The sequence below is a fragment of the Humibacter sp. genome (genome assembly GCF_051954055.1).
Classification (GTDB): domain Bacteria; phylum Actinomycetota; class Actinomycetes; order Actinomycetales; family Microbacteriaceae; genus Humibacter.
On the sequence record NZ_JBQCIE010000003.1, the window covers coordinates 1 to 19,960 of the forward strand.

Genomic DNA, 19,960 nt, shown 5'->3' on the forward strand with positions numbered 1-19,960 from the left:
CGCGCGAGCGCCTCGGGCTTCTCCACGGCCAGCTGCTCGATCTCCATGCCGCCCTCGACGCTGGCCAGCGACAGGTACGAGCGGTTGGCCCGGTCGAGCAGCACCGAGAAGTAGAACTCGCGGGCGATGTTCGCACCGCCGGCCACCATGACGCGGCGCACGATGTGCCCCTTGATGTCGAGGCCGAGGATCGCCTCTGCCGCGGCCTCAGCGTCGTCGGGGGTCTTCGCCACCTTGACGCCGCCGGCCTTGCCGCGTCCACCGGTCTTGACCTGCGCTTTGACGACGGTCACGCCGCCCAGCTTCTCGGCTGCCGCGCGCACCTCTTCCGGCGTGTCGGCGACGATACCCGGCAGTACCGGGACCCCGTATTTCTCGAACAGGTCACGTGCCTGGTACTCGTAAAGATCCACTGCTTCCCAATCCGTGTGCGAGTGAAATGGCGATCGGTGCGGGCCGGATGCTCGTGCGGCGCTGTGTCGGCGACTTTCGGTCGGTGACGTCGTGTCGTTGACTTCGGTCGGCGATACAGGTCGACGAGGACGGCTGATGGGCACTTCAGTCAGATAGCTCGACGCCGAGATAAATTGCCACCGACAGCCTACCCGAGCGCCATGATGGTTCTCGCCGGGCGTCCAGGGCGCTGTCCGGGCATCCGGATACCCTTGCCGCATGCCGCAGCGACCGCCGGAGCAGCAACCGCGGAGTCCGCGATCGCCAGGACGACGGTCGGAGCCGACGGGGATCGCGGATGTCGGTGGCGAGTGGATCATGCTCGCCGGCGGCGGCTGCGCCATCCTTCTGCAGCTCGCGCATCCGTCGGTCGGACGAGGGGTGGCCGAGCACAGCGACTTCGCGTCGCGGCCCTACGACCGGCTGATCGGCACACTCACGTATGTGACTGCGGTGGCCTGTGGCACGGAGGACGACATCCGGGCTGTGCATCGCGCCGTAGGCAGGGCGCACGCACCCGTGCACGGAGCGGCCGACTCCGAGACGCCCGCGTATTCGGCGTTCGACCCCGATCTGCAGCTGTGGGTCACCGCGACGTTGTACTGGACGGCGGTGCGGGTGCACGAGCGGGTCTTCGGGCCGCTCGATCAGGCATCCGCCGACCGGTTCTATCGCGAGTTCGCGGCCGTCGGCACCTCGCTGCAGCTGCCTCCTGAGGCGTGGCCGGCGAGCCGGGTCGCGTTCGAGGAGTACTGGAACGACGCCGTAGAGCACCTCGCGGTTCTGCCCGCAGCCCGCACCGTCAGCCGCGAACTGCTGCGCGCCGAGCATGCCCCGATCTGGATGCGGCTCATCATGCCGTGGGCGCGGCTCGCGACCGTCGCACTTCTGCCAGAGCGGCTGCGGGGACAGTACGGTCTGGTGCTCACCGAGCGCAACCGGCGCAGGTACGAACGGATGATGTCGCTCACCGCCGCGATCTACCCACGCCTGCCGCTTCGCGTGAGGCACCTCGTGCGCGACCGCCTCCTGCGCCGCCTGCGCTCCGGTTCCGCGGGCTGACCTCATCGACCGGGCCGCCTTCCCTCCCCTATGCTGTGGCCGACGGGACGGGGCGCCGGCGTGGCGCCGGAGGGAAAGGCGTTCGGTGTCCTCCTACTACGACTGCTTCATCTCTGGCGATCACGAGGCGGCGAAACACCTGGTGGCGAGCGCACTGAACTCGCAGGGCTTCATCGTCGAGGTGCAACCGGACGGCAACTGGTTCGCCCGACGCGGCAACATGACGACGACGATGTTCGCCGGAGCTCTCGCGGGCGACGACTTCCAGATCACGTTCGGCGTGCAGTTCTTCGTGGATGCCGCGGGTCAGCTCGTTGCGCGCCTCGACAAGAACCTCGCGATCGGGTTCTTCAAGGGCGGTGTCTGGGGCCTGAACAAGATCGACAACGCCTTCGGTCAGACGGCGACGGCGCTCTACAACACGCTGCTGTCTGCAGGAGTGCTCACCAACACCGTCGAGGGCTAACCGGACTCGACCTCACGCGGCGCGCGAGTGGCTCTCCGCGTACGCGAGCGCCTCCGCCTCACGCTCGTCGGCGCACCCGGCGCACAGCCAGAGCGTGACACCGTCGTCGCCACGCGCCTCGAGGAAGGCGTACTCCGCGCAGTCCGCGCAGCGGTGGGTGGCCAGCAGCAGGTCGAGGTCGTCGTCTGCCGCCGCGTTCTCGATGATGAACTGCTCGTCTCGGGTCATGTCTCCATGGTGCGACGAGCCTCCGACATGCGATTGAGACTTGCCGGAGAATGCTGGCATTCTCCGGCAAGTCGATTGAGCATGTTGAGCGGCGAAGCCGCGATCACAAACTCCGTCGCACCGGTCGGCGTGCAGCCAGGTACGCGCAACTGTCGGTAGCCCGCGATAGACCGGAACTCATGACCGAAGGAGTTCAGAACTGGATGGACGGCTACGTGCGCGCGTGGGAGTCCAACGCGCCCGACGACATTCGTGCCCTGTTCACCGAGGAGGCGGTGTACTACACCGCACCGTTCCGAGAACCGTGGCGCGGCGTCGACGACATAGTGACGAAGTGGCTCGAACGCAAGGACGAACCAGGCGACGCATCCTTCACCTGGCATCAGGTGGGTGAGGACGGCGACCGCGTCTTCATCCAGGGCAAGACCGTCTACTCCGACACCACGTTCAGCAACCTGTGGATGCTCGACTTCGCCGCAGACGGACGGGTCGCGTCGTTCACCGAGTGGTGGATGGACCAGTCGGCGTAGCCGAGGCGATCGCCTCGCGCAGCATCCCGTCGTGCTCGTTCAGCAGCCGAACCGCGTCGTCGCCGCCGAGCCCCGTGACGACCACCAGGATGGCCGCCTTCACCCAGCCGTCGACGGCGGCGAGCGCGCGAGCGGCAGTGACGGCATCCGTGTGCGTGGCGAGCATGACAATGCGTTCGGACCGCGCACGCAGCTTCTCGTTCGTGGCGCGCACGTCGACCATGAGGTTGCCGTAGACCTTGCCGAGACGCACCATCGTGAGCGTCGAGATCGTGTTGAGCACCATCTTCTGCGCAGTGGCGGCCTTGAGCCTGGTCGATCCGGTGACCACCTCGGGTCCGACGACTGTCTCGATGGCGACGTCGGATGCCTCACCGATCGCGGAGCCCGCATTGCATGCGAACCCGACGGTGGCGGCTCCCAGCTCCCGTGCTCTGAGCAACGCGCCGAGTACATACGGGGTCCGGCCTGAAGCGGAGATGCCGACGACGGTGTCGTGCCGGCCGACGCGGAGTTCGTCGACGGCGGCGGCGCCCGCCACGTCGTCGTCTTCGGCGTTCTCCACCGCTGTGCGAATCGCGGTCTCGCCGCCCGCGATCACGCCGACGACGCGCGACGGGTCCATGCCGTACGTCGGCGGGATCTCGCTCGCGTCCAGTATGCCCAGCCGGCCCGGTGTGCCGGCGCCGACGTAGATCAGGCGGCCGCCCGCCCTCATGCCGTCCACCACGAGCGTGACGGCGGCCGCGAGCTGCGGCGCACACGCGGCGACGGCATCCGCCACCGTGGCGTTCTGCTCGCACATCACGGCGATCTGCTCGTCGAGCGGCAACCGGTCGAGCTCGCGCGTCGCCTCGTTGACGGCCTCGGTGGCGAACGAGTTCAGCCGTTCGCGCAGCTCACCGCGGTCATCCGAGTCCGGCGCGCTCGTAGTGTCTGTCATGCCTACACCGTACGAGACTTCGGGGTTCGTCCCGTCCTCCACAGGCAAGTCCTCGTCCGGGTTGTGCACGTCGAGCCGTTCGCACCGGCAACGCCTGTCGCGAACCTGCGAGCGTTCCTGGCATGACGAGCATCCATCACGACCACGCACATCCTCATCGCCGCCGACGCTCCGCATTGGTGTCGCTGCTGGTGGTGGTCATCGCGCTGGCGGGCGCTCTGCTGCTCCCCTCACCCGCCCACGCCGTCGCCGGAACGGGAACCGGTGTCGGCTTCATGTCATCGGATGGCTGGTGGATCGGATCCTGGTCATTGGCCGACGGCTCACGCGGGTTTTGCATCGATCTCGGCGGCCGTGCACCGACCGGTCACGAGCTCGAGCCGACGGATGCCGCGTCACTGGGGCGCTTCTCCGACGACGACCGCGCTCGTCTGGCGTACATCTCGCGCACGTGGGCGGGCACGGAGGATCCGCTGACTGCTGCCGCGGCGCAATTGGCGACCTGGACGATCACGGGTCTGAACGGGCACGCTCTTGAATCGCTCGCCGCGAGGGCGGGTGCTCGGGCCGGCGAGGTGTTGCAGCGATCGAGCGCCATGCTCGCGGAGCTCGGCGGGCCATCCGGCGCTTCGCGTTCGGTTGCCGCGAGGCTCGCCATCGACCGGGACGACTCTGGGGCGAGCACGCTCGTGGCAGCGCTCGATGTCGACTACCTGTCGGGGTCGGGGACCGCGCCGCCGGATGCCTTCGACGGTGTCGCGACGGTGCAGGGCGCCGTGTTCGCCGATGGATCGCACGAGCATCGGGTGCGCAACGGCGTCTCCTACCCGCTGACCCCGGAAGACGGAGCCGCTGTCGTGGAGCTGAAGGCATCCGTCACGTTCGCGGATCTGCCATTCGGGGCCGCGGCAACGGTCGCCCACGCCGAGCCGGGAGTGCAGAGCGTGCTCACGGCATCGCCCGGCCGTGCCTCCGCGCAGGCGGAGGTCTCGATGCAGCGGCCGTCATCGCTTCCCTTCCAGCCCGTCGTCGCGACGAAGGCCAGCGACACGGTGGCCGTGACGGGTGCGACGGTGCACGACGTGCTGCAGGTGGGCGTGGGGACCGGCCACGGCGTTGCGTCCGAATGGGGCGTGTACGGCGACGACGGTGGGCCGTACACGCCGATCCCGATCGTGGTGCGAAGCCGGTTGCTGGGCCCGTTCGGTTCGCCGTCGGTCGCATCCGACCAGGCGCCGGCCGATGCACCGGTCGTCTGCGAGGTGACGACGACGATCGACCACGGGCCGGGCGAATACTCGACTCCGCCGTGCACCCTTCCGAACGCCGGGTACTTCGTCTGGGTCGAGACGATCTCGCCCGATGACACGGCACCCGAGCAGGGACGCTCGCGCGTCCGGTCATGGACGTCCCGCTTCGGTGAGGCATCGGAGACCGTCCTGGTGAGCGCGCCCCCCGCTCACCCCTCGGCTCCCGCCGACCGGCTTGCCGAAACCGGCTCCTCCGACGGCCAGGCGCGCATCGCCGCGGGGCTCGCGGCGACCTCCGCGACGCTGTTCGGAATCTCAGCGCTCTGCGCGCGATGGGCACGACGCACTGCTCGGCGGCTCCCCCGGAGAGGCGCACGGTAAGTGTCGCTGGCGCCCGCCTGCTCGTCGCCTCTCGGCGAGGCCGCTGCTAAAGCTTCTCGATCGGAGCGATCTTGATCAGCAGCTTCTTCGCACCCGCCTTGTCGAACTGCACGTGCGCCACCCGCTTGGTGCCCTCGCCCGTCACCGCGGTGACCCGACCGTCGCCGAAGTCCACGTGGCGGATGCGGTCCCCGGGCTCGAGCGTGAGGTCACCGTTGTCCCGCACCTGCGCGGTGACCCGGTTCGGCCAGGCGCTCGCCGGGATCTCGGGCTTGGCACCGAACGAACCTCCCGCGCCGGTGAGGCCGCGATCGGGCCCGCGCTCCGGACGCCGCGCGTTGAGGGCTCGGGACTGCGTTCCGCCGCGCGAGTTCGCGAATCCCGGCGACTGCTTCCAGTCGATCAGCTCGGCCGGGATCTCTTGCAGATACCTGCTGGGCAGCGCGACCGCGACGTCGCCGAACTGAGCGCGCGTCATGGCAAGCGAGAGATACAGCCGTTTGCGGGCGCGGGTGATGCCCACGTAGAACAGCCGGCGTTCTTCGGCTGGCCCGCCCGGCTCGTTCGCCGACATGCGGTGCGGCAGCAGCTCCTCTTCGACGCCGGTGATGAACACGGCGTCGTACTCCAGGCCCTTGGCCGTGTGCAACGTCATGAGGGATACGGTGCCGCTGGCGTCGTCGATCTCGTCCGCGGCCGCCACCAGCGACACCTCGGTGAGGAACTCGACGAGGCCCCCTTCTGGATTGTTTCGCTCGAATTCCTTCGTGACCGCGACGAGTTCCTCGACGTTCTCCGCGCGCGCCTCGTTCTGCGGATCACGGCTCGCCCGGAGCGCATCGACCAGCCCTGAACCCTTGATGAGATGCACGAGAACGTCGCTCACCTTCGCGGGGCCGGCACCCGGGGCGCCGGCCCCGGAATCCGGGTCGATCATCGCGGCGCCCTCGTCGAGCAGCGTCGCCAGTTCGACGATCGCCTTCGTCACCTTGGGGCCGAGGCCGAGCGACGCGGCATCCCGCATCGCCTGGCGGAAGCTGAAACCGTTCGCCTCCGCGTATCCGGCAAGCTGCGTCTCGGTGGCCGGCCCGATCCCGCGCTTCGGGGTGTTGAGGATGCGACGCAGCGCCATCTCGTCCGAGGGGTTCGCGACCGCGATGAGGTAGGCCATCGCATCCTTGATCTCGGCCCGCTCGTAGAACTTCGTGCCGCCCATAATGCGGTACGGCAGCGCGGAGCGGATGAAGATCTCCTCCAGGGCACGCGTCTGCGAATTGGTGCGGTAGAACACGGCCATCTCGTTGTACGGCACGCCCGCCGCGTGCAGCTTCTCGATCTCGTCGGCGACGAACTGCGCCTCGTCGTGCCCCGAGTATCCGGTGTAGCCGATGATCTTCTCGCCGTCGCCGCCCGCGGACCACAGCTTCTTGTCTTTGCGGTCGAAGTTGTTGGCGATCACCGAGTTCGCCGCCGACAGGATGTTCTGGGTCGACCGATAGTTCTGCTCCAGCAGCACCACCTTGGCGCCGGGAAAATCGCGTTCGAACTCCGAGATGTTGCGGATGTCCGCACCACGGAACGCGTAGATCGACTGATCCGAATCGCCGACCACCGTGAGCGATGCGCCAGGAACGCGCCCGGTGGCATCCACGAGTCCGCGCATGGTGAAATCCTTCGCCTCGAGTGAGGCCACCTCCTCCGGCTCGATCGGCTGCGTCAGCGTATGGATGAGCTCGTACTGCGCGTGGTTCGTGTCCTGATACTCGTCGACGAGGATGTGCCTGAATCGCCTCTGATACAGCGCTGCCACGTGCGGAAAGGCGCGGAACAGGTACACGGTCTGACTGATCAGGTCGTCGAAGTCGAAGGCGTTCGCCCGCTCCAGATCGCGGCTGTACTGCCGGAAGATCTCCAGGAACATGGCCTCCTTCGGATCCGACCGGTTGGCGGTGCGGGCGAAGGACTCGACATCCGACAACTCGTTCTTCAGCTTCGAGATGCGGGCTGCGGCGCTTCCGGGTGTGAAGCCGAACGTGTCGGCCTCGAGCTCCTTGATGATGCGCTTGAGCAGTGCCTTCGAGTCACCGGCGTCGTAGATCGTGAAGTTGCGGTTGTAGCCGAAGTGCTCGGCCTCGCGCCTCAGGATGCGCACGCACGCGGAGTGGAACGTGGAGATCCACATGCCCTGCGCACTCTCGCCGACGAGCGCTTCGACGCGCTCGCGCATCTCGGCCGCCGCCTTGTTGGTGAACGTGATGGCCAGGATCTGGCTGGGCCACGCCTCTCGATTCGCCAGCAGACTCGCGATGCGGTGCGTCAGCACGCGCGTCTTTCCTGATCCGGCACCCGCGACGATCAGAAGCGCTTGACCGCGGTACTCCACCGCCTCGCGCTGCTGGGGGTTGAGGCCATCCAGCAGCGAATTCCCGCCCACATGCGGCCGGAACGAGCGCTCATCCATACCGACGTCCACCCCGTCGAGAATGATCGGAGCGGATGCCCGAAACGCTTCGGGGTCGCGCGTGGCGTCGTCGAGAACAGGGGTGTTGGGAGGCGTCGTCATGCTGCGTCAATGATAGGTGGCGCGGCTGACACTCCCGGCCCGGCGATCGATGCTGGAACCGCAGCCCGCCGGCGAAGAGGCCACCGATGAGCGCTTTCAGCCGTGCAACCCGGAACCCAATCAGCGTGCTCGCCCGGCGCATGCGAGATCGCCACGTCCGGTACTCGCTGTGCGTACTTTTGGGTCATGGTGACACGCCGGGCGCTGTTCGCCGCTGCCGCGGTGGCACTCAGCATCGAACCTCGACCCTTCCCCACGCAACTCGTGCAGTGGAAGGGAAGCCCGGGCACGAAGGAGCGGCTCTCGGTTTCCACGACGGGAGCCGGCGGGCATCCGATCGCGAGCACGAGCGTCACTCTGAGGCTGGTCAGTGAGGCCGGCCCATGCGGGACCCTCGAACGATGGGGCCTCAACATGCGTGTCGATGCGAACGGATCATTGAAGACGCTCGGCTGGACAGGATCGTTCCTCCGGCCGGCCACGCAATTGCCTCTTCCGACGACGACCCAGTAGTGACGACCTCTCGTCCCACCCGCGAACGAGAGGATGCGGCACGTAGGAGCTCGTACTCAGATCTCCGACCCTGCAGAAGCATCGGTGGAAGCGAGTCGGCGCTCCGCGGCTAGGAGCGCGGCCTGGATCGCAGCCTTCGCTCCCGGCTGCCATCCTCCCGAGCTCGCGAGCGGTATCTCGGTGATGTACCGCCGCTCCTCGGCAGGAATTCGCGCGACGACGAGGTCCGGATCGGTTGCGGCGGCCGCATACAGGTTGGGGCCGTCCGCGTAGAACAGATCCGTGACCACGAGGTGCCCGTCGGCAGCTCTCATCACGTTGCTGGGATTGTTGTCGAGCGGGCCGCACCACGGGAGCTCCTCCTGAGCACGGCGATGAACTCTGGCGATCACGTCGGCGAGGATGGCGACCTCGGGAGCGCGATCTGCGATTGCCCTGTGGAAGGTCTCGGCCACGTCTTCGGGAACGGGGTCGAGCCACTCCATGATCTGAAGGTCCCCGCCGCCGGCCAGTCGACAATGAACATAAAGGGCGGGGACCTGTCCGGTCGCGGCTGCGTCCCGGTACAGCGCCGCCGTGTAGGGACCAGCCGGATCGAACGGGCTGATCCGCGCCGCGGCCACGCCATCGGGCGAGCGCAACGCAATCGCCCAGTCACCGGCGCCTGCAAACATCCAACCGGCTGCCCGCAGGGCGTCTTCCACCTCGACATGAGTCGGGCCATCAACGAGCGACTGAAGCAGAGCTTCGAACTGCAAGCTACGAGAAGGCATCACGCGAAGCGTATGGCCTGTATGAATCCATCGCGAGAGTAGCCTGACGCGCGTGAACCGCATTGGCGATGAGAACCTTCGTGTGCGCCGACATTCCCGATGGAAGGATGCCGGCGCCGGAGTTCTCGCCGTCGCACTCTGCGTCGTTCTGAGCAGTTGCGCCAGCATCGACGCCCATCGCGCCGCCGTCTCCGCTCCGCCGGCTCCGACGCTGATCGGGGCGCCGAGCCCAGCCCCGACCGCCGAGCGGGGTCCAGTGGTTCCGCCGCCACGGCCCGCCGTCACAGCCGATGCGGCGTCGAAGGCGAAGGCGGCGGCCTGGTTAGCCGGTGCTGTGCTGCCGCCCGGCGCATCGAGGGTGCAATCCCCGCCGCCGGGCACCTCGATCGACGACGAGGAACAGAGTTGGTGGTGCGAGCCGATGGCCAAGGCGGATGCCTACTGGACAGTCTCGGGAATGAGCATGGTGGATGCGGCGAACTGGCTCCGAACCCATCCCAGCAACGGACTCCAGGTCGTCTTCCCGACTCTTGAGCCACCACACCCGGATGCGACGAACGACTACGTGAACGACTTCCCTTCCGCGACGGCCTACGAGGGCATGACCTTCGACCTCGCCACGTGGGGCTCGAACGCGACCGTGATCCATCTCCAGCTCGCCGTCCTGTCGTCCAATTCCACTTGTGCAACGGCCGGGCCCGGACAACAACTGATGACCGCAGGGGGCTGACGTCCACGGACGGCGAGCGCGACGACTGGACTGGCTCCGTTGCCTCAGCGGATCAGCACGACGTCTGGCCTGCCTCGCCAGGCCGCGTCCGCAGTGAGCACACTCGTCTCCATGCGCGCACCCAGCGCCAGGCACAGGCGGTCCCCGAGGGACAGTCCGTCGCCACGGCGCCAGTGGACGGCGGCCCATTCCCCGTCCGACAAGGTCACGGGCTCGACCGCGAGGTCGTAGCTGAACAGAACAGCTCGAGCGAGAGCCCAGTCACCGCCGGCGGACCGTACCTTCTGCGCCGTCTCGGACCAGTTCGCGGCACTCACCATCCCGCCGTGCTCGAGTTGCTCGGTGACCACATCCGTTCCGGGCTCATCCTGCAGGAAGGCGAGGAGCGCTGATGCATCGAAGACGGTCATGCAGCGTCGTCTGCAGCTTCGGCTCGGCGACTCTCGAGAAGTTCGGCGACGAGATCGCGGCCGGCCAACTGTTCACGCAGCATTCGCCGCGCCTCGTCGCGGCCCACCAGCACAAGGCCCGTGTCCGTCTCGATGGCGATCAGAGCCGCGCCCTCGCTCCACCCACGGTGCTGGCGCACCTCGGCGGGCACCACAAGGCGACCCTTGTTTCCCACCGAGAGGTTGTATGTGCCACCCATGATTCAAACGTACCACCACCCTCTAACTCGCGATGGAGGTCGCGCCGGGTGCGACGATGGAGACGTGTCAGAGTCGCTTAGCCCACGTTCACCTGACGGCAGCGCCGGGGATGCGGACTACGGACTCATCGGAGCGAACTACAGCTCGTACCGCGTGCCGGATCCTCGCATCGCGCGGTGCATTCTGGATGCGCTTGGCGACGCCAAGACGGTTCTCAATGTTGGAGCCGGCGCCGGAGGTTACGAGCCGGAAGACCGCGGGGTGACTGCCGTCGAACCGTCCGCAAGCATGCGCGCTCAGCGACCGGCGAACCTCCCAGCGGCGATCGATGCCACGGCGGAGAACCTGCCGTTCCCCGACGACTCGTTCGATGCGGCCATGACGACGTTTTCGGTACACCAGTGGCAGAACCTCGCGGCGGGTCTGAGCGAACTGAGACGGGTGACGCGCGGCCCAATCGTTGTGCTCACCTGCGATCCCGACCTGTTGCACCGCTTCTGGCTGGCCGAGTACGCACCGGAAGTGATCGCTACCGAGCACCGGCGTTACCCTGCGATCTCAGCGTTGCGTGCGGGCCTCGGCGGGACCGTGAACGTCCGCTCGGTTCCGATCCCACTCGACTGCACCGACGGCTTCAACGAGGCGTACTACGGGCGACCGGAAAAGCTGCTCATCCCGGGCGCCAGACAGTCCTGCTCTGCGTGGAGCTTCATCGACGATGAGCTCTCGAAACGCTACGCGGAACACCTCGCCGCAGATCTGAGATCCGGCGCCTGGGATGCGCGACACGGAGCACTCCGGCGGCAAGCATCCTACGACGGCTCACTGGTGATCGTGCGGGCGACGGCCGCAAGATCCGGCTGATCGGCGAACACACCGTCCACCCCCGTCGACATGATCAGCTCGAACTCCCCGGGCCAGTCGCCGTAGTGCTCTGCCGCCTCGCCACGGCGGAACGGTTGGGCGAGGAAGCGGTTCTCTGCGCGCAAGGTCCACACATAGATCTGCAGCCCGGCGCCGTGCGCGCGGTCCACGAGGTCCGTCGTGCCGTCTCCCCCGGCATCCAGTAGCAGCGTCTTGTCCACGCTGATGCCGTGGATCACGTCGTCGCCGGTGCTGGCGGCCAGCTCGTACAGCCCTGCCTCGTCGATCTCCTGGGCATATGTTCGCGCCGCGGCGCCGTCCCGCGCGACGGCGTCGTAAGGAGCGCCTTCGGCCTCGACCAGGTACACCGATCTCGCGTGCACACCGCGCGCCCGCACCTTCGCCAGCACGGTGCGCTCGAACGACTCGACCACGAGGCGCGCGTGCCGGTCGTTCCACACGGCTTCGCGAACGGATGCCGCGAACAGCTCGTCGAGCGGCAGACCCAAGCTCTCGAAATAGGTCGCATGCTTGATCTCGACAACGAGCCCGAGGCTCCGTCCGGTGCGCTCTGACTGCCGGTCCACAAGCTCGAACAGGTCGGAGAGCCTCATCACCGGGTAGCGCCCGTCGAATGTCGAACTCGCCTGCCGCACCTCGGGAAGCCGCTCGATGCAGCGCAGTGTCGATAGCTGTGCCCACGTGAAATCCTCGGTGAACCACCCGGTGCGCTTCACGCCGTCGACGACTTTCGTCGTGCGCAACTGCTCGAACTCGGGGTGGGATGCCACATCCGTCGTCGTCGAGATCTCGTTCTCGTGCCGTAGCACCAGCACGCCGTCCTTCGTCGCCACGACATCGGGCTCGACGGCATCCGCACCAAGCGCGAACGCCAGTTCGTAGGCCGCACTCGTGTGCTCCGGCCGGTAGCCGGGAGCGCCTCGATGTCCGATGATCATGGGCGCAGAGGTCATGGCCTCACGATAACGAGTGGGTTCGAGTGCACAGGAGAACCTCAGCCCCGACATGGGCGATCTTCGGTAACGTTTCATCATGGCTCTCTCGAACCCCGCGTTCTCGCGCAATCCGGCCTTCAGGCCGAACAATCCCGCGGCAGGCGCCGCGACGGCGACCGAGACGAACGCACTCGCCACCGCCGAGGGCATCCAGTCGCTGTACGACGCACCGGCGGCGACGTCGGCCGACACCGGCCGCATGACCTACGAAGACACCATCGTCAAGACGGTACTGCTGTTCGCGGTCATCCTCGCCACCGCCGTGGTGGGCTGGTTCTTCCCGGTGCTGACGTTCCCCGGCGCCATTGTCGGCCTCGTGCTCGGGCTCATCAACTCCTTCAAGCGCAAGCCGTCGCCTGCGCTCATCCTGTCGTACGGCGCCGCTCAGGGTCTCTTCATCGGCGGCATCTCGGCCATCTTCGAGCAGCTCTGGAACGGCGTCGTCATCCAGGCGATCCTCGCGACACTCGCGGTATTCGCGGTGACGCTCGTGCTGTTCGCCAGCGGCAAGGTGCGGGCATCCGCCCGGGCCACGAAGGTGTTCCTCGTCGCGCTGATCGGTTACGCGCTGTTCGGCGTCGTGAACCTCGTGATCATGCTGTTCGGCGGGTTCAGCCAGGCGACAACGGGTGGACCGTTCGGCATCTACTCCATGCACGTGCCGTGGCTGTTCAACCTTCCGCTCGGCGTGCTGATCGGTGCCCTGGCCGTCATCCTCGCCGCCTACTCGCTCGTGCTCGACTTCGACTTCATCCAGAACGGCGTGAAGAACCGGGCCCCGCGTGTGATGGGCTGGTACGGCGCGTTCGGCCTCGCCGTGACGCTGATCTGGCTGTACGTCGAGTTCCTGCGTCTCTTCGCGATCATCGCGGGCGGCGGCGGCCGGAATTAGCCGAAGCCTCACGAAGGAGCTCCGCTCGGGTCGACCGAGCGGGGCTCCTTGGTTATGCGGACGGCTCAACGAGCGGAAGGCTACGGCAAGCCGTCGCGGCCTCCGCGCTGTTCAGGCCTACTCCCACTCGATCGTGGCCGGGGGCTTCGAGGTGACGTCGAGCGTCACGCGGTTCACGCCCTCCACCTCGTTCGTGATGCGGTTCGAGATGCGTGCGAGCACGTCGTAGGGCAGGCGCGTCCAGTCGGCGGTCATCGCATCCTCCGAGCTGACCGGACGGAGGACGATCGGATGCCCGTACGTGCGTCCGTCACCCTGCACGCCCACCGAGCGAACGTCGGCCAGCAGCACGACGGGGCACTGCCAGATCTCTGCGTCGAGTCCCGCGGCCGTCAGTTCGTGCCGCACGATAGCATCCGCCTTGCGGAGCAGTTCGAGTCGGTCGCGCGTCACCTCTCCCACGATGCGGATGCCCAGCCCGGGCCCCGGGAATGGCTGCCGCGAAACGATCTCCTCGGGCAGGCCCAGCTCGCGGCCGACGGCGCGCACCTCGTCCTTGAAGAGGGTGCGCAACGGCTCGACGAGCTCGAACTGCAGATCCTCCGGCAGGCCGCCGACGTTGTGGTGGCTCTTGATGTTGGCGGTGCCCGTTCCACCGCCGGATTCCACCACGTCGGGGTAGAGCGTTCCCTGCACCAGGAAGCGGATCGGATCCCCCGCAGCCTTCGCTTCGTCGACGAGTTCGCGCTGCACCTTCTCGAACGCGCGAATGAACTCGCGTCCGATGATCTTGCGCTTCTCCTCCGGGTCGCTCACGCCGGCCAACGCATTCAGGAACGTGTCGGCCGCATCGACCGTGATGAGGCGCACGCCGGTCGAGGCGACGTAGTCCTTCTCGACCTGCTCGCGCTCGCCTTCCCGCAACAGTCCGTGGTCCACGAACACAGCCGTGAGCTGGTCGCCCACCGCCTTGTGCACGAGCGCGGTCGACACCGCGGTGTCGACGCCGCCGGAGAGCGCGGAGAGCACGCGACCGGTCCCGACCTGCTCGCGGATCGCCTTCACCTGCGTCTCGATGACGTTCCCGCTGTTCCACTCGGCCGGGATTCCCGCCGCGCGGTGCAGGAAGTTCTCCAGCACCGCTTGCCCGTGCGCCGAGTGCTTCACTTCCGGGTGCCACTGCACCCCGTACAGCCGGCGCTCGTCGCTGGCGAACGCGGCGACCGGCGTCGAGTTGGTGGAGGCGAGCACCTCGAATCCCTCCGGCGCCTTCGTCACAGAATCGCCGTGGCTCATCCACGCCGTCTGCTCGGCGGGCTGATCGGCCAGCAGCGTGCCGGCATCCGTCACCCGCACATCGGTCGAGCCGTACTCGCGCGCACCCGTCTTCGACACCTCGCCGCCGAGGGAGGCGGCCATCACCTGGAAGCCGTAGCAGATGCCGAGCGTCGGCACCCCGAGCTCGAAGATGGCGGGATCGAAGCTCGGCGCACCGTCTTCGTACACGCTCGACGGGCCGCCGGAGAGCACGATCCCGGCCGGGCTCTTCGCCGCGACCTCCTCCGCCGTAATGGTGTGCGGCACGATCTCGGAGTAGACGGATGCCTCGCGTACGCGCCGCGCGATCAGCTGCGCGTACTGCGCGCCGAAGTCGACGACGAGCACCGGATGCTCGCCGACGGCCGCGTGCTGATCGTCGATCGTGGTGCCTGATTCGTGCTCAGTGCCCGTTTCGTCACCAGGGACCTCGGTCTGCGCGCTAATGGGATGCCTCCACGGTGCTCGATGCTGCCTTGGGCTTGACGGGGTTCTCGGCGAGGAATCTGTGCACCTGCCGGGTGATGAAATGCTCGACGATGAACGACATGAACGGTACGACACCGCCCAGCGCGATCTGCACGAACTTGGTGAACGACATGCGCATCAGCGACCACAGCCTGAAGTCGGCGATGAGGTAGAGCACGTACAGCCATCCGTGTGCGATGAGGATGGCCGTGGAGACGTCGAGACCTGCCAGCTCGCCGCCTGCGGGGTTGTACGGCACGAGCGCGAGCACCGGGTGCCCCGGCGCGAACGCGTACACGGAGTACCCGATGCCGTACTTGACGATCATCTCCGCCACCAGGAGCAGCAGCATGATTCCGGTGATGTACGCCGTCACGCGGTAGAAGGTGAGGGCGCCGGGGATCTTCGGGATGTCCACCGCGCGGGGCCGGGCCGAGTTCGCCGATCGCAACTGCTCGATCGTGCGTTTGAGGAGGCTTCCGCCGTCCTCGTTCTGGGGGGAGTTCGGCATGCCTTCAGTCTAAGTTCTGCTTGCTGGAGGCTTCCCACGCGGCGAGCGCCTCCTGGTACGCCGCCTCGTCGTCTTCGCGCTGCTTCTCCCAGGCATCCTTCACGAGCCGGTACCAGAGGAAGAGCGCGAATCCGGCGAAGATCGCCCATTCGGCCGCGTAGAAGATGTTCAGCCAGTCGACCGTCGCCTGCTCGATAGGCGGCGGCGAGTAGATCGACGACAGGCCGGCAGGCGGGGTTCCGTGCTCGACGACGTACGAGCTGTAGATGTCGGAGTTCCCGATGCCGTGCCACAGGTTCACGAGCGCGGCGACCGACATGTCCTTCATCACGAACGGGTCGGTGTTCTCCTTCGGAGCCTCCGGCGCCTCGGAGGGCAGTAAGCGTCCGACGAGCGTGACGGTTGTGGGGTCCTGCGCCTCCAGGCGCGCGATCGCGGCCTTCGCCTTCTGCACCGTCGGCGCCCAGCCGCGCGCGACCCCGAGCTGCGCGGTGTGGCCCTTGGCATCAACCACGGACGGGGTGAACCGGGCGATCACCCAGTAGCCGGCGGTGCCGTCGTTCAGGCGGCCCGCGAGCATCCCGTAGTCATCCGGCGCGAAACTGCCCCGCGTGCGCACCAGCTGACCGATGCCGGCGTCCGTCGGGGGCGAGTTCACGGTGGCGATCCTGTTCAACGGCATCACCGTCTCGGTCGGATGCTCGACAACGTGCCCCGACTGCACCGCCCGCGCCAGCTGCCACTGCCCGAGCCACGCGAAGGCGGCCGCGATGGCGAGCGCCAGCAGAAGCGCCAGGATCCACTTCGGCCGCACCATGGTGCGGCCGAGCGACTCGGTTCTCGGCGGGACGGGCTTGCTCAACGCAGGGCTCTGCCTTTCTGGGCTTTCGTGCGTGGGGCCGGCCGCCGGTCGGGTGTCACCGGAGATGTCAGTTCTGCTTTCGTCTGTCGTCGTTGTTCGTCTGCCGCATGGCCTGCTCGATGACGCGATCGAGATCCGCGCGGCTCGGCTCGCCGTCTGCGTCGTCGGCCGCGGGCTCCTGCCCTCGGCTGACGGCATCGACGAGGTCGATCTCCTCGTCGAGAACGGGATCGCGCTGTTTCACGGCCGTTCTTCGGCGCGGCCGGATCAGTGCAACACCGATCCTCTCAGAGTTGGCTGTGAGCACAGGCCCGAGGATGGCCATGATCAGCACGTAGAGACCGGCGAACGGTTCCAGCTTCTGGTTCAGCCCCGCCGCCAGCGAGAGCGTGGCGAGGATCAGGGTGAACTCGCCACGGTTCATGAGCACGGCGGCGATGTTCAGGCCGGCACGGGCATCCAACCGGTTGAAGTAGGCGATCAATTCGCCGGAGAGAACGTTCAGCGCCACGGTCATCACGATGGCGATGAGCACGATCCAGGCGACGCTTCCGAACTCCGCGATGTTCAGCGCCAGGCCGAAGTTGAGGAAGAAGAACGCTGCGAACACGTCCCGCAGGGGTATCGAGATGCGCTCGACCTTGCCGGAGAAGCGGGTGGCGCCGAGCACGAGACCGATGAGGAACGCGCCGATGGCATCGGTCACCCCGATCAGCTCGCCGATGCCGGCGAAGAGCAGCGCGAGACCGAAGAACAGGATGGTGAACAGCTCATCGTCTCGCGTGCGAAAGAACCGCGACACGATGCGCCCGCCCCATCGCGCGATGGTGAACATGGCGACCAGGAACGCGGCGGCTATCGCCAGTTGCAGCACGACCGGCCAGAACTGCGTCTGCCCGCTGAGCACGACGGAGACGATCGCCAGGTAGACGGCGATGAACACGTCGCCGATGACGGTCGCACCCAGGATGGCCGGGGTCTCGTTGTTCGCCAGGCGTCCGAGCTCGATCAGCATCTTCGTGATGATCGCGCTCGACGACGTGCCCACCATGCCGGCGATGATCAGCGCCTCGCGGGTTCCCCAGCCGACCAGCTCGCCGAACAGGAATCCGACGCCCATGTTCAGAACGATGTAGGTGCCGCCGGAGATGAGCAGACGGCCGGCGTTGCCGAAGAACTCATCCTGGTCGAACTCGAGTCCGAGGTTGAACAGCAGCAGGATCAGGCCGAAAACCGCGATCAGCCCGATGTCTGCGGTGTCGAAGTTGAGCGGGAAGAAGCCGGTGTGCGGGCTGGCCAACAGGCCGACGATCATGTAGATCGGGATGGCGGGAAGCCGGATCAGCTTGCCGAGGCGGCCGAGCACGTACGCGATCACGAACAGCGCGCCGAGCACCATGAGGTCGGTGGCCACGGAGTCGGTGGCGTGTGGGGCGCGGGTCGTCAGGAGCGACGCGGGGTGCGCATCCGGATGCCCGTGCGCAGCGACGCGAGTGACGATGTCGTCACCGAGGGAGGAGAGGAACGCGGGCACGGCGGCGACGGACACTTCTCACACTCCGGGCGGAGCGTCAGCGAGAGCCGGCTTGGCCACCTCTCCGGTGCGGAAATAGGTGAACGCCTTGGCGACCTTCTCCGGGGACCCTGCGACCACGAGCGTGTCGCCGGGGAACACCTTGAAGTCGGCGGCGGGAGCCGGGTTCGTGGAGTCGCCACGCACCACGGCCACCACGGTGAGGCCGACCATGCCGACCTCTGCGGGGCTGCCCAGCCGCTGGCCGGCGATGTAGTCCTCGTAGTCGACCGTGAACCAGTCGATCGACAGACCCGGGATCTGGTCGAGCGCCGTCAGCGACTCGGTGATCTGGGTGCCGCCGAGCAGTTCGGCAAGGGTGTGCGCCTCGTCTTCGTTCAGGCGCAGCGACACCTTGGTGACGTTGGTGGTGTCTTCGTCGTCGGAGAAGGTGATCAGGTCCGAGTGTCCGGAGCGGTGGGCGATGACTCCGACCTTGCCGCCGTCATCCGTCACGAAGGTGTGCAGCACACCGACCCCGGGAAGCTTCACTCGTCGAACATCAACCATCGTCAAGGACTCCCGTGCATTTGCGTGATTGCAAGTCTAGTCAGCGGTCCACGGCCCGCTCCCATGCCCGGCTGCGCCCTGGGTGAACGCGCACGACCGCGCGGCCATCCGGTCGCGCGGGTCCCCTCGGCTGCGCTCTCGCCAACTGCAGCCACTTTCAGCGAGCACGGCCACATGTTCTGGCCGCGGTTGAAGTAACGGGCTGCGGTTGGTGGCGCAGCGCCGGGGCCGCCGGATGTTCGCGGCCCGCCCCTCGAGGTCAGTGCCCGCCTTGTCGTCCACAGGACACGGAATCGCACGAACTTCCACGTTGCGCGCCGCAGGTGAGCCTGGCTGCGCTTAGAGCGCTTCGCTGGATGCATGAACGCAGAACCAATTCGCGACATCACTCTCGGCAGCAAGCTGATTCTCAGCGGCCGCGCCGCCGCCGAAGGCCGAGCGAGCAGTATCCGCACCGGGCTCAAGAAGAAGGAACTGGCGCGAGTGCGGCGCGGCGCGTACATCATCCTGAACGATTTCACCGGTCTGGGGCGAGACGACCGCTACCGCATTCGTGTGCTCGCCGCGATGTCGTCTCGGCGTTCACCCGTAGCAGCAGGACCCTCAGCTGCCGCGCTCCTCGGGCTTCCGACGATCGGTGGGTGGCCTTCGGCGGTCTACCTACTGTCGCCGACCTCGAACTCCCGAAAGAGAAACGGAGTCATCGAGATCGGCCGCCGGGCAGGAGCGAGCATTGTGGAAAGGGACGGCATGCTGCTCACCTCTACCGCCGACATCGTCTGGGACTGCTGTCGCGTACTGTCGTTCACTGCTGCACTTGCCATCACGGACGCCGCCATCCATACCGAGCGCTTTTCGCACGAACGTCCGCTCACGACGCTCGACGAAGTGACCGCCTTGCACAAGCTCCGCCTGCCGTACCACGGCAGCGCGCGCGTCGCCCAAGTACTCGCCTTCGCCGATCCGCTGTCGGAGAAGCCTCTCGAGACGTTCAGCCGATCGCTCTTTCGCGACATGGGATTCCCCGCCCCGGTGACCCAATATCGCGTGTGGCTGCCCCGAAGCGGTAGGGAAGCGTTTCTCGACTTCGGCTGGCCGGACTATGGAACCTGGGGCGAGGCGGACGGCGTCGGAAAGTACCTCGGCGATGATCCGAGCTCGACGGTGAAGCCGGTCGACCGGGTGCTTCAGGAGAAGCGACGCGAGAACGAGATCCGGGCCGCGCTCAAGTGGTCGTGCGCTCGCTGGGAATGGGACGATGCGTGGAAGCGCGCCCCACTCCGGCGCATCCTTCTCGAGGCCGGGCTGCCGATCGTGCGCAGGCCGACCATCATCGTCTGACCACCGCGTCTGCGTGCCGCTAATCCTGCGAGACAAGCCTTTGCGGGGCGGCGTGCACAGTCCG

At 67.1% G+C, this 19,960-nt stretch carries 22 protein-coding genes; 9 read left to right on the forward strand and 13 right to left on the reverse strand.

Annotated elements, in window-relative coordinates; translation table 11 throughout:
* Positions 1 to 413 (reverse strand): ATP-grasp domain-containing protein (locus tag ACTHNC_RS00160; RefSeq protein ID WP_440292559.1); only part of this gene is annotated, 413 nt, incomplete at its 3' end.
* Positions 414 to 672: 259 nt separating this feature from the next.
* On the opposite strand from ACTHNC_RS00160, the gene ACTHNC_RS00165 reads away from it, so the two are divergent.
* Together ACTHNC_RS00165 and ACTHNC_RS00170 are read left to right on the forward strand one after the other, a co-directional pair.
* Positions 673 to 1,515: an oxygenase MpaB family protein gene (locus ACTHNC_RS00165; RefSeq protein ID WP_440292560.1), complete on the forward strand. Its 843-nt coding sequence runs from the start codon at positions 673 to 675 to the stop codon at positions 1,513 to 1,515.
* Positions 1,516 to 1,600: 85 nt separating this feature from the next.
* The gene (locus ACTHNC_RS00170; RefSeq protein ID WP_440292561.1) at positions 1,601 to 1,981 is read left to right on the forward strand and encodes a hypothetical protein; all 381 of its coding nucleotides are present in this window, start codon (positions 1,601 to 1,603) and stop codon (positions 1,979 to 1,981) included.
* Positions 1,982 to 1,993: 12 nt separating this feature from the next.
* Here ACTHNC_RS00170 and ACTHNC_RS00175 read toward each other — a convergent pair whose 3' ends face one another.
* Positions 1,994 to 2,209 (reverse strand): hypothetical protein, encoded by a 216-nt coding sequence (locus ACTHNC_RS00175; RefSeq protein ID WP_440292562.1) that lies wholly within the window; start codon positions 2,207 to 2,209, stop codon positions 1,994 to 1,996.
* 179 nt (positions 2,210 to 2,388) lie between these two features.
* Here ACTHNC_RS00175 and ACTHNC_RS00180 point away from each other — a divergent pair, with 179 nt between their 5' ends.
* Complete coding sequence (locus ACTHNC_RS00180) at positions 2,389 to 2,739, forward strand: nuclear transport factor 2 family protein (RefSeq protein WP_440292563.1); 351 nt, start codon at positions 2,389 to 2,391, stop codon at positions 2,737 to 2,739.
* Here the strand turns inward: ACTHNC_RS00180 and murQ are convergent.
* Positions 2,708 to 3,682, reverse strand: coding sequence for an N-acetylmuramic acid 6-phosphate etherase (murQ, locus tag ACTHNC_RS00185; protein ID WP_440292564.1), 975 nt, complete (start codon positions 3,680 to 3,682; stop codon positions 2,708 to 2,710). The two genes, ACTHNC_RS00180 and murQ, sit on opposite strands and share 32 nt — an antisense overlap.
* Positions 3,683 to 3,804: 122 nt before the next feature.
* Between murQ and ACTHNC_RS00190 the strand changes: the two genes are divergently transcribed.
* Positions 3,805 to 5,313 carry a hypothetical protein gene (locus tag ACTHNC_RS00190; RefSeq protein ID WP_440292565.1) on the forward strand — a complete coding sequence of 503 codons (1,509 nt, stop codon included), beginning with the start codon at positions 3,805 to 3,807 and terminating at the stop codon, positions 5,311 to 5,313.
* A gap of 46 nt (positions 5,314 to 5,359) precedes the next feature.
* On the opposite strand, the gene ACTHNC_RS00195 is transcribed toward ACTHNC_RS00190, so the two are convergent.
* Complete coding sequence (locus tag ACTHNC_RS00195; protein WP_440292566.1) at positions 5,360 to 7,876, reverse strand: ATP-dependent helicase; 2,517 nt, start codon at positions 7,874 to 7,876, stop codon at positions 5,360 to 5,362.
* Between the two features lie 186 nt (positions 7,877 to 8,062).
* Between ACTHNC_RS00195 and ACTHNC_RS00200 the strand changes: the two genes are divergently transcribed.
* Positions 8,063 to 8,389 (forward strand): hypothetical protein, encoded by a 327-nt coding sequence (locus tag ACTHNC_RS00200; protein ID WP_440292567.1) that lies wholly within the window; start codon positions 8,063 to 8,065, stop codon positions 8,387 to 8,389.
* Between the two features lie 56 nt (positions 8,390 to 8,445).
* Here ACTHNC_RS00200 and ACTHNC_RS00205 read toward each other — a convergent pair whose 3' ends face one another.
* Positions 8,446 to 9,162 (reverse strand): hypothetical protein, encoded by a 717-nt coding sequence (locus ACTHNC_RS00205; RefSeq protein WP_440292568.1) that lies wholly within the window; start codon positions 9,160 to 9,162, stop codon positions 8,446 to 8,448.
* Positions 9,163 to 9,214: 52 nt separating this feature from the next.
* Here ACTHNC_RS00205 and ACTHNC_RS00210 point away from each other — a divergent pair, with 52 nt between their 5' ends.
* Entirely contained in the window at positions 9,215 to 9,892 is a 678-nt protein-coding gene (locus tag ACTHNC_RS00210; RefSeq protein ID WP_440292569.1) for a hypothetical protein, read from the forward strand.
* Positions 9,893 to 9,936: 44 nt separating this feature from the next.
* Here ACTHNC_RS00210 and ACTHNC_RS00215 read toward each other — a convergent pair whose 3' ends face one another.
* Entirely contained in the window at positions 9,937 to 10,302 is a 366-nt protein-coding gene (locus ACTHNC_RS00215) for a PIN domain-containing protein (protein ID WP_440292570.1), read from the reverse strand.
* Positions 10,299 to 10,541, reverse strand: a complete 243-nt coding sequence (locus ACTHNC_RS00220; protein WP_440292571.1) for an AbrB/MazE/SpoVT family DNA-binding domain-containing protein — start codon at positions 10,539 to 10,541, stop codon at positions 10,299 to 10,301. The genes ACTHNC_RS00215 and ACTHNC_RS00220 overlap by 4 nt, the downstream gene beginning before the upstream one ends.
* A gap of 64 nt (positions 10,542 to 10,605) precedes the next feature.
* Here ACTHNC_RS00220 and ACTHNC_RS00225 point away from each other — a divergent pair, with 64 nt between their 5' ends.
* Positions 10,606 to 11,406 carry a class I SAM-dependent methyltransferase gene (locus ACTHNC_RS00225; RefSeq protein WP_440292572.1) on the forward strand — a complete coding sequence of 267 codons (801 nt, stop codon included), beginning with the start codon at positions 10,606 to 10,608 and terminating at the stop codon, positions 11,404 to 11,406.
* Here the strand turns inward: ACTHNC_RS00225 and ACTHNC_RS00230 are convergent.
* A complete protein-coding gene (locus ACTHNC_RS00230; RefSeq protein WP_440292573.1) occupies positions 11,355 to 12,380 on the reverse strand; it encodes a glycerophosphodiester phosphodiesterase family protein in 1,026 nt (341 codons plus the stop codon). The two genes, ACTHNC_RS00225 and ACTHNC_RS00230, sit on opposite strands and share 52 nt — an antisense overlap.
* A 79-nt stretch (positions 12,381 to 12,459) precedes the next feature.
* Here ACTHNC_RS00230 and ACTHNC_RS00235 point away from each other — a divergent pair, with 79 nt between their 5' ends.
* Positions 12,460 to 13,314 carry a Bax inhibitor-1/YccA family protein gene (locus ACTHNC_RS00235; RefSeq protein ID WP_440292574.1) on the forward strand — a complete coding sequence of 285 codons (855 nt, stop codon included), beginning with the start codon at positions 12,460 to 12,462 and terminating at the stop codon, positions 13,312 to 13,314.
* Positions 13,315 to 13,431: 117 nt separating this feature from the next.
* Here ACTHNC_RS00235 and guaA read toward each other — a convergent pair whose 3' ends face one another.
* The 5 genes from guaA to ACTHNC_RS00260 form a co-directional block, all read right to left on the reverse strand.
* Positions 13,432 to 15,015, reverse strand: a complete 1,584-nt coding sequence (gene guaA, locus ACTHNC_RS00240) for a glutamine-hydrolyzing GMP synthase (protein WP_440292589.1) — start codon at positions 15,013 to 15,015, stop codon at positions 13,432 to 13,434.
* Positions 15,016 to 15,073: 58 nt separating this feature from the next.
* A complete protein-coding gene (locus ACTHNC_RS00245) occupies positions 15,074 to 15,610 on the reverse strand; it encodes a DUF3817 domain-containing protein (RefSeq protein ID WP_440292575.1) in 537 nt (178 codons plus the stop codon).
* A 4-nt stretch (positions 15,611 to 15,614) separates the two neighbouring features.
* The gene (locus tag ACTHNC_RS00250; protein ID WP_440292576.1) at positions 15,615 to 16,472 is read right to left on the reverse strand and encodes an SURF1 family cytochrome oxidase biogenesis protein; all 858 of its coding nucleotides are present in this window, start codon (positions 16,470 to 16,472) and stop codon (positions 15,615 to 15,617) included.
* A gap of 67 nt (positions 16,473 to 16,539) precedes the next feature.
* Positions 16,540 to 18,021, reverse strand: a complete 1,482-nt coding sequence (locus ACTHNC_RS00255; RefSeq protein ID WP_440292577.1) for a cation:proton antiporter — start codon at positions 18,019 to 18,021, stop codon at positions 16,540 to 16,542.
* Between the two features lie 3 nt (positions 18,022 to 18,024).
* Positions 18,025 to 18,537 (reverse strand): cation:proton antiporter regulatory subunit, encoded by a 513-nt coding sequence (locus tag ACTHNC_RS00260; protein ID WP_440292578.1) that lies wholly within the window; start codon positions 18,535 to 18,537, stop codon positions 18,025 to 18,027.
* Positions 18,538 to 18,915: 378 nt separating this feature from the next.
* On the opposite strand from ACTHNC_RS00260, the gene ACTHNC_RS00265 reads away from it, so the two are divergent.
* Complete coding sequence (locus ACTHNC_RS00265) at positions 18,916 to 19,896, forward strand: hypothetical protein (RefSeq protein ID WP_440292579.1); 981 nt, start codon at positions 18,916 to 18,918, stop codon at positions 19,894 to 19,896.
* Positions 19,897 to 19,960 lie beyond the last annotated feature (64 nt).

Bases quoted from the DNA above. Each gene is read 5' to 3' on its own strand.
- murQ (WP_440292564.1), bottom strand. From the start codon at position 3,682: ATGACAGACACTACGAGCGCGCCGGACTCGGATGACCGCGGTGAGCTG.
- ACTHNC_RS00205 (WP_440292568.1), bottom strand. From the start codon at position 9,162: ATGCCTTCTCGTAGCTTGCAGTTCGAAGCTCTGCTTCAGTCGCTCGTT.
- ACTHNC_RS00245 (WP_440292575.1), bottom strand. From the start codon at position 15,610: ATGCCGAACTCCCCCCAGAACGAGGACGGCGGAAGCCTCCTCAAACGC.
- ACTHNC_RS00220 (WP_440292571.1), bottom strand. From the start codon at position 10,541: ATGGGTGGCACATACAACCTCTCGGTGGGAAACAAGGGTCGCCTTGTG.
- ACTHNC_RS00180 (WP_440292563.1), top strand. From the start codon at position 2,389: ATGACCGAAGGAGTTCAGAACTGGATGGACGGCTACGTGCGCGCGTGG.
- ACTHNC_RS00215 (WP_440292570.1), bottom strand. From the start codon at position 10,302: ATGACCGTCTTCGATGCATCAGCGCTCCTCGCCTTCCTGCAGGATGAG.
- ACTHNC_RS00200 (WP_440292567.1), top strand. From the start codon at position 8,063: ATGGTGACACGCCGGGCGCTGTTCGCCGCTGCCGCGGTGGCACTCAGC.
- ACTHNC_RS00265 (WP_440292579.1), top strand. From the start codon at position 18,916: ATGAACGCAGAACCAATTCGCGACATCACTCTCGGCAGCAAGCTGATT.
- ACTHNC_RS00190 (WP_440292565.1), top strand. From the start codon at position 3,805: ATGACGAGCATCCATCACGACCACGCACATCCTCATCGCCGCCGACGC.
- ACTHNC_RS00230 (WP_440292573.1), bottom strand. From the start codon at position 12,380: ATGACCTCTGCGCCCATGATCATCGGACATCGAGGCGCTCCCGGCTAC.
- ACTHNC_RS00235 (WP_440292574.1), top strand. From the start codon at position 12,460: ATGGCTCTCTCGAACCCCGCGTTCTCGCGCAATCCGGCCTTCAGGCCG.
- ACTHNC_RS00165 (WP_440292560.1), top strand. From the start codon at position 673: ATGCCGCAGCGACCGCCGGAGCAGCAACCGCGGAGTCCGCGATCGCCA.
- ACTHNC_RS00195 (WP_440292566.1), bottom strand. From the start codon at position 7,876: ATGACGACGCCTCCCAACACCCCTGTTCTCGACGACGCCACGCGCGAC.
- ACTHNC_RS00175 (WP_440292562.1), bottom strand. From the start codon at position 2,209: ATGACCCGAGACGAGCAGTTCATCATCGAGAACGCGGCGGCAGACGAC.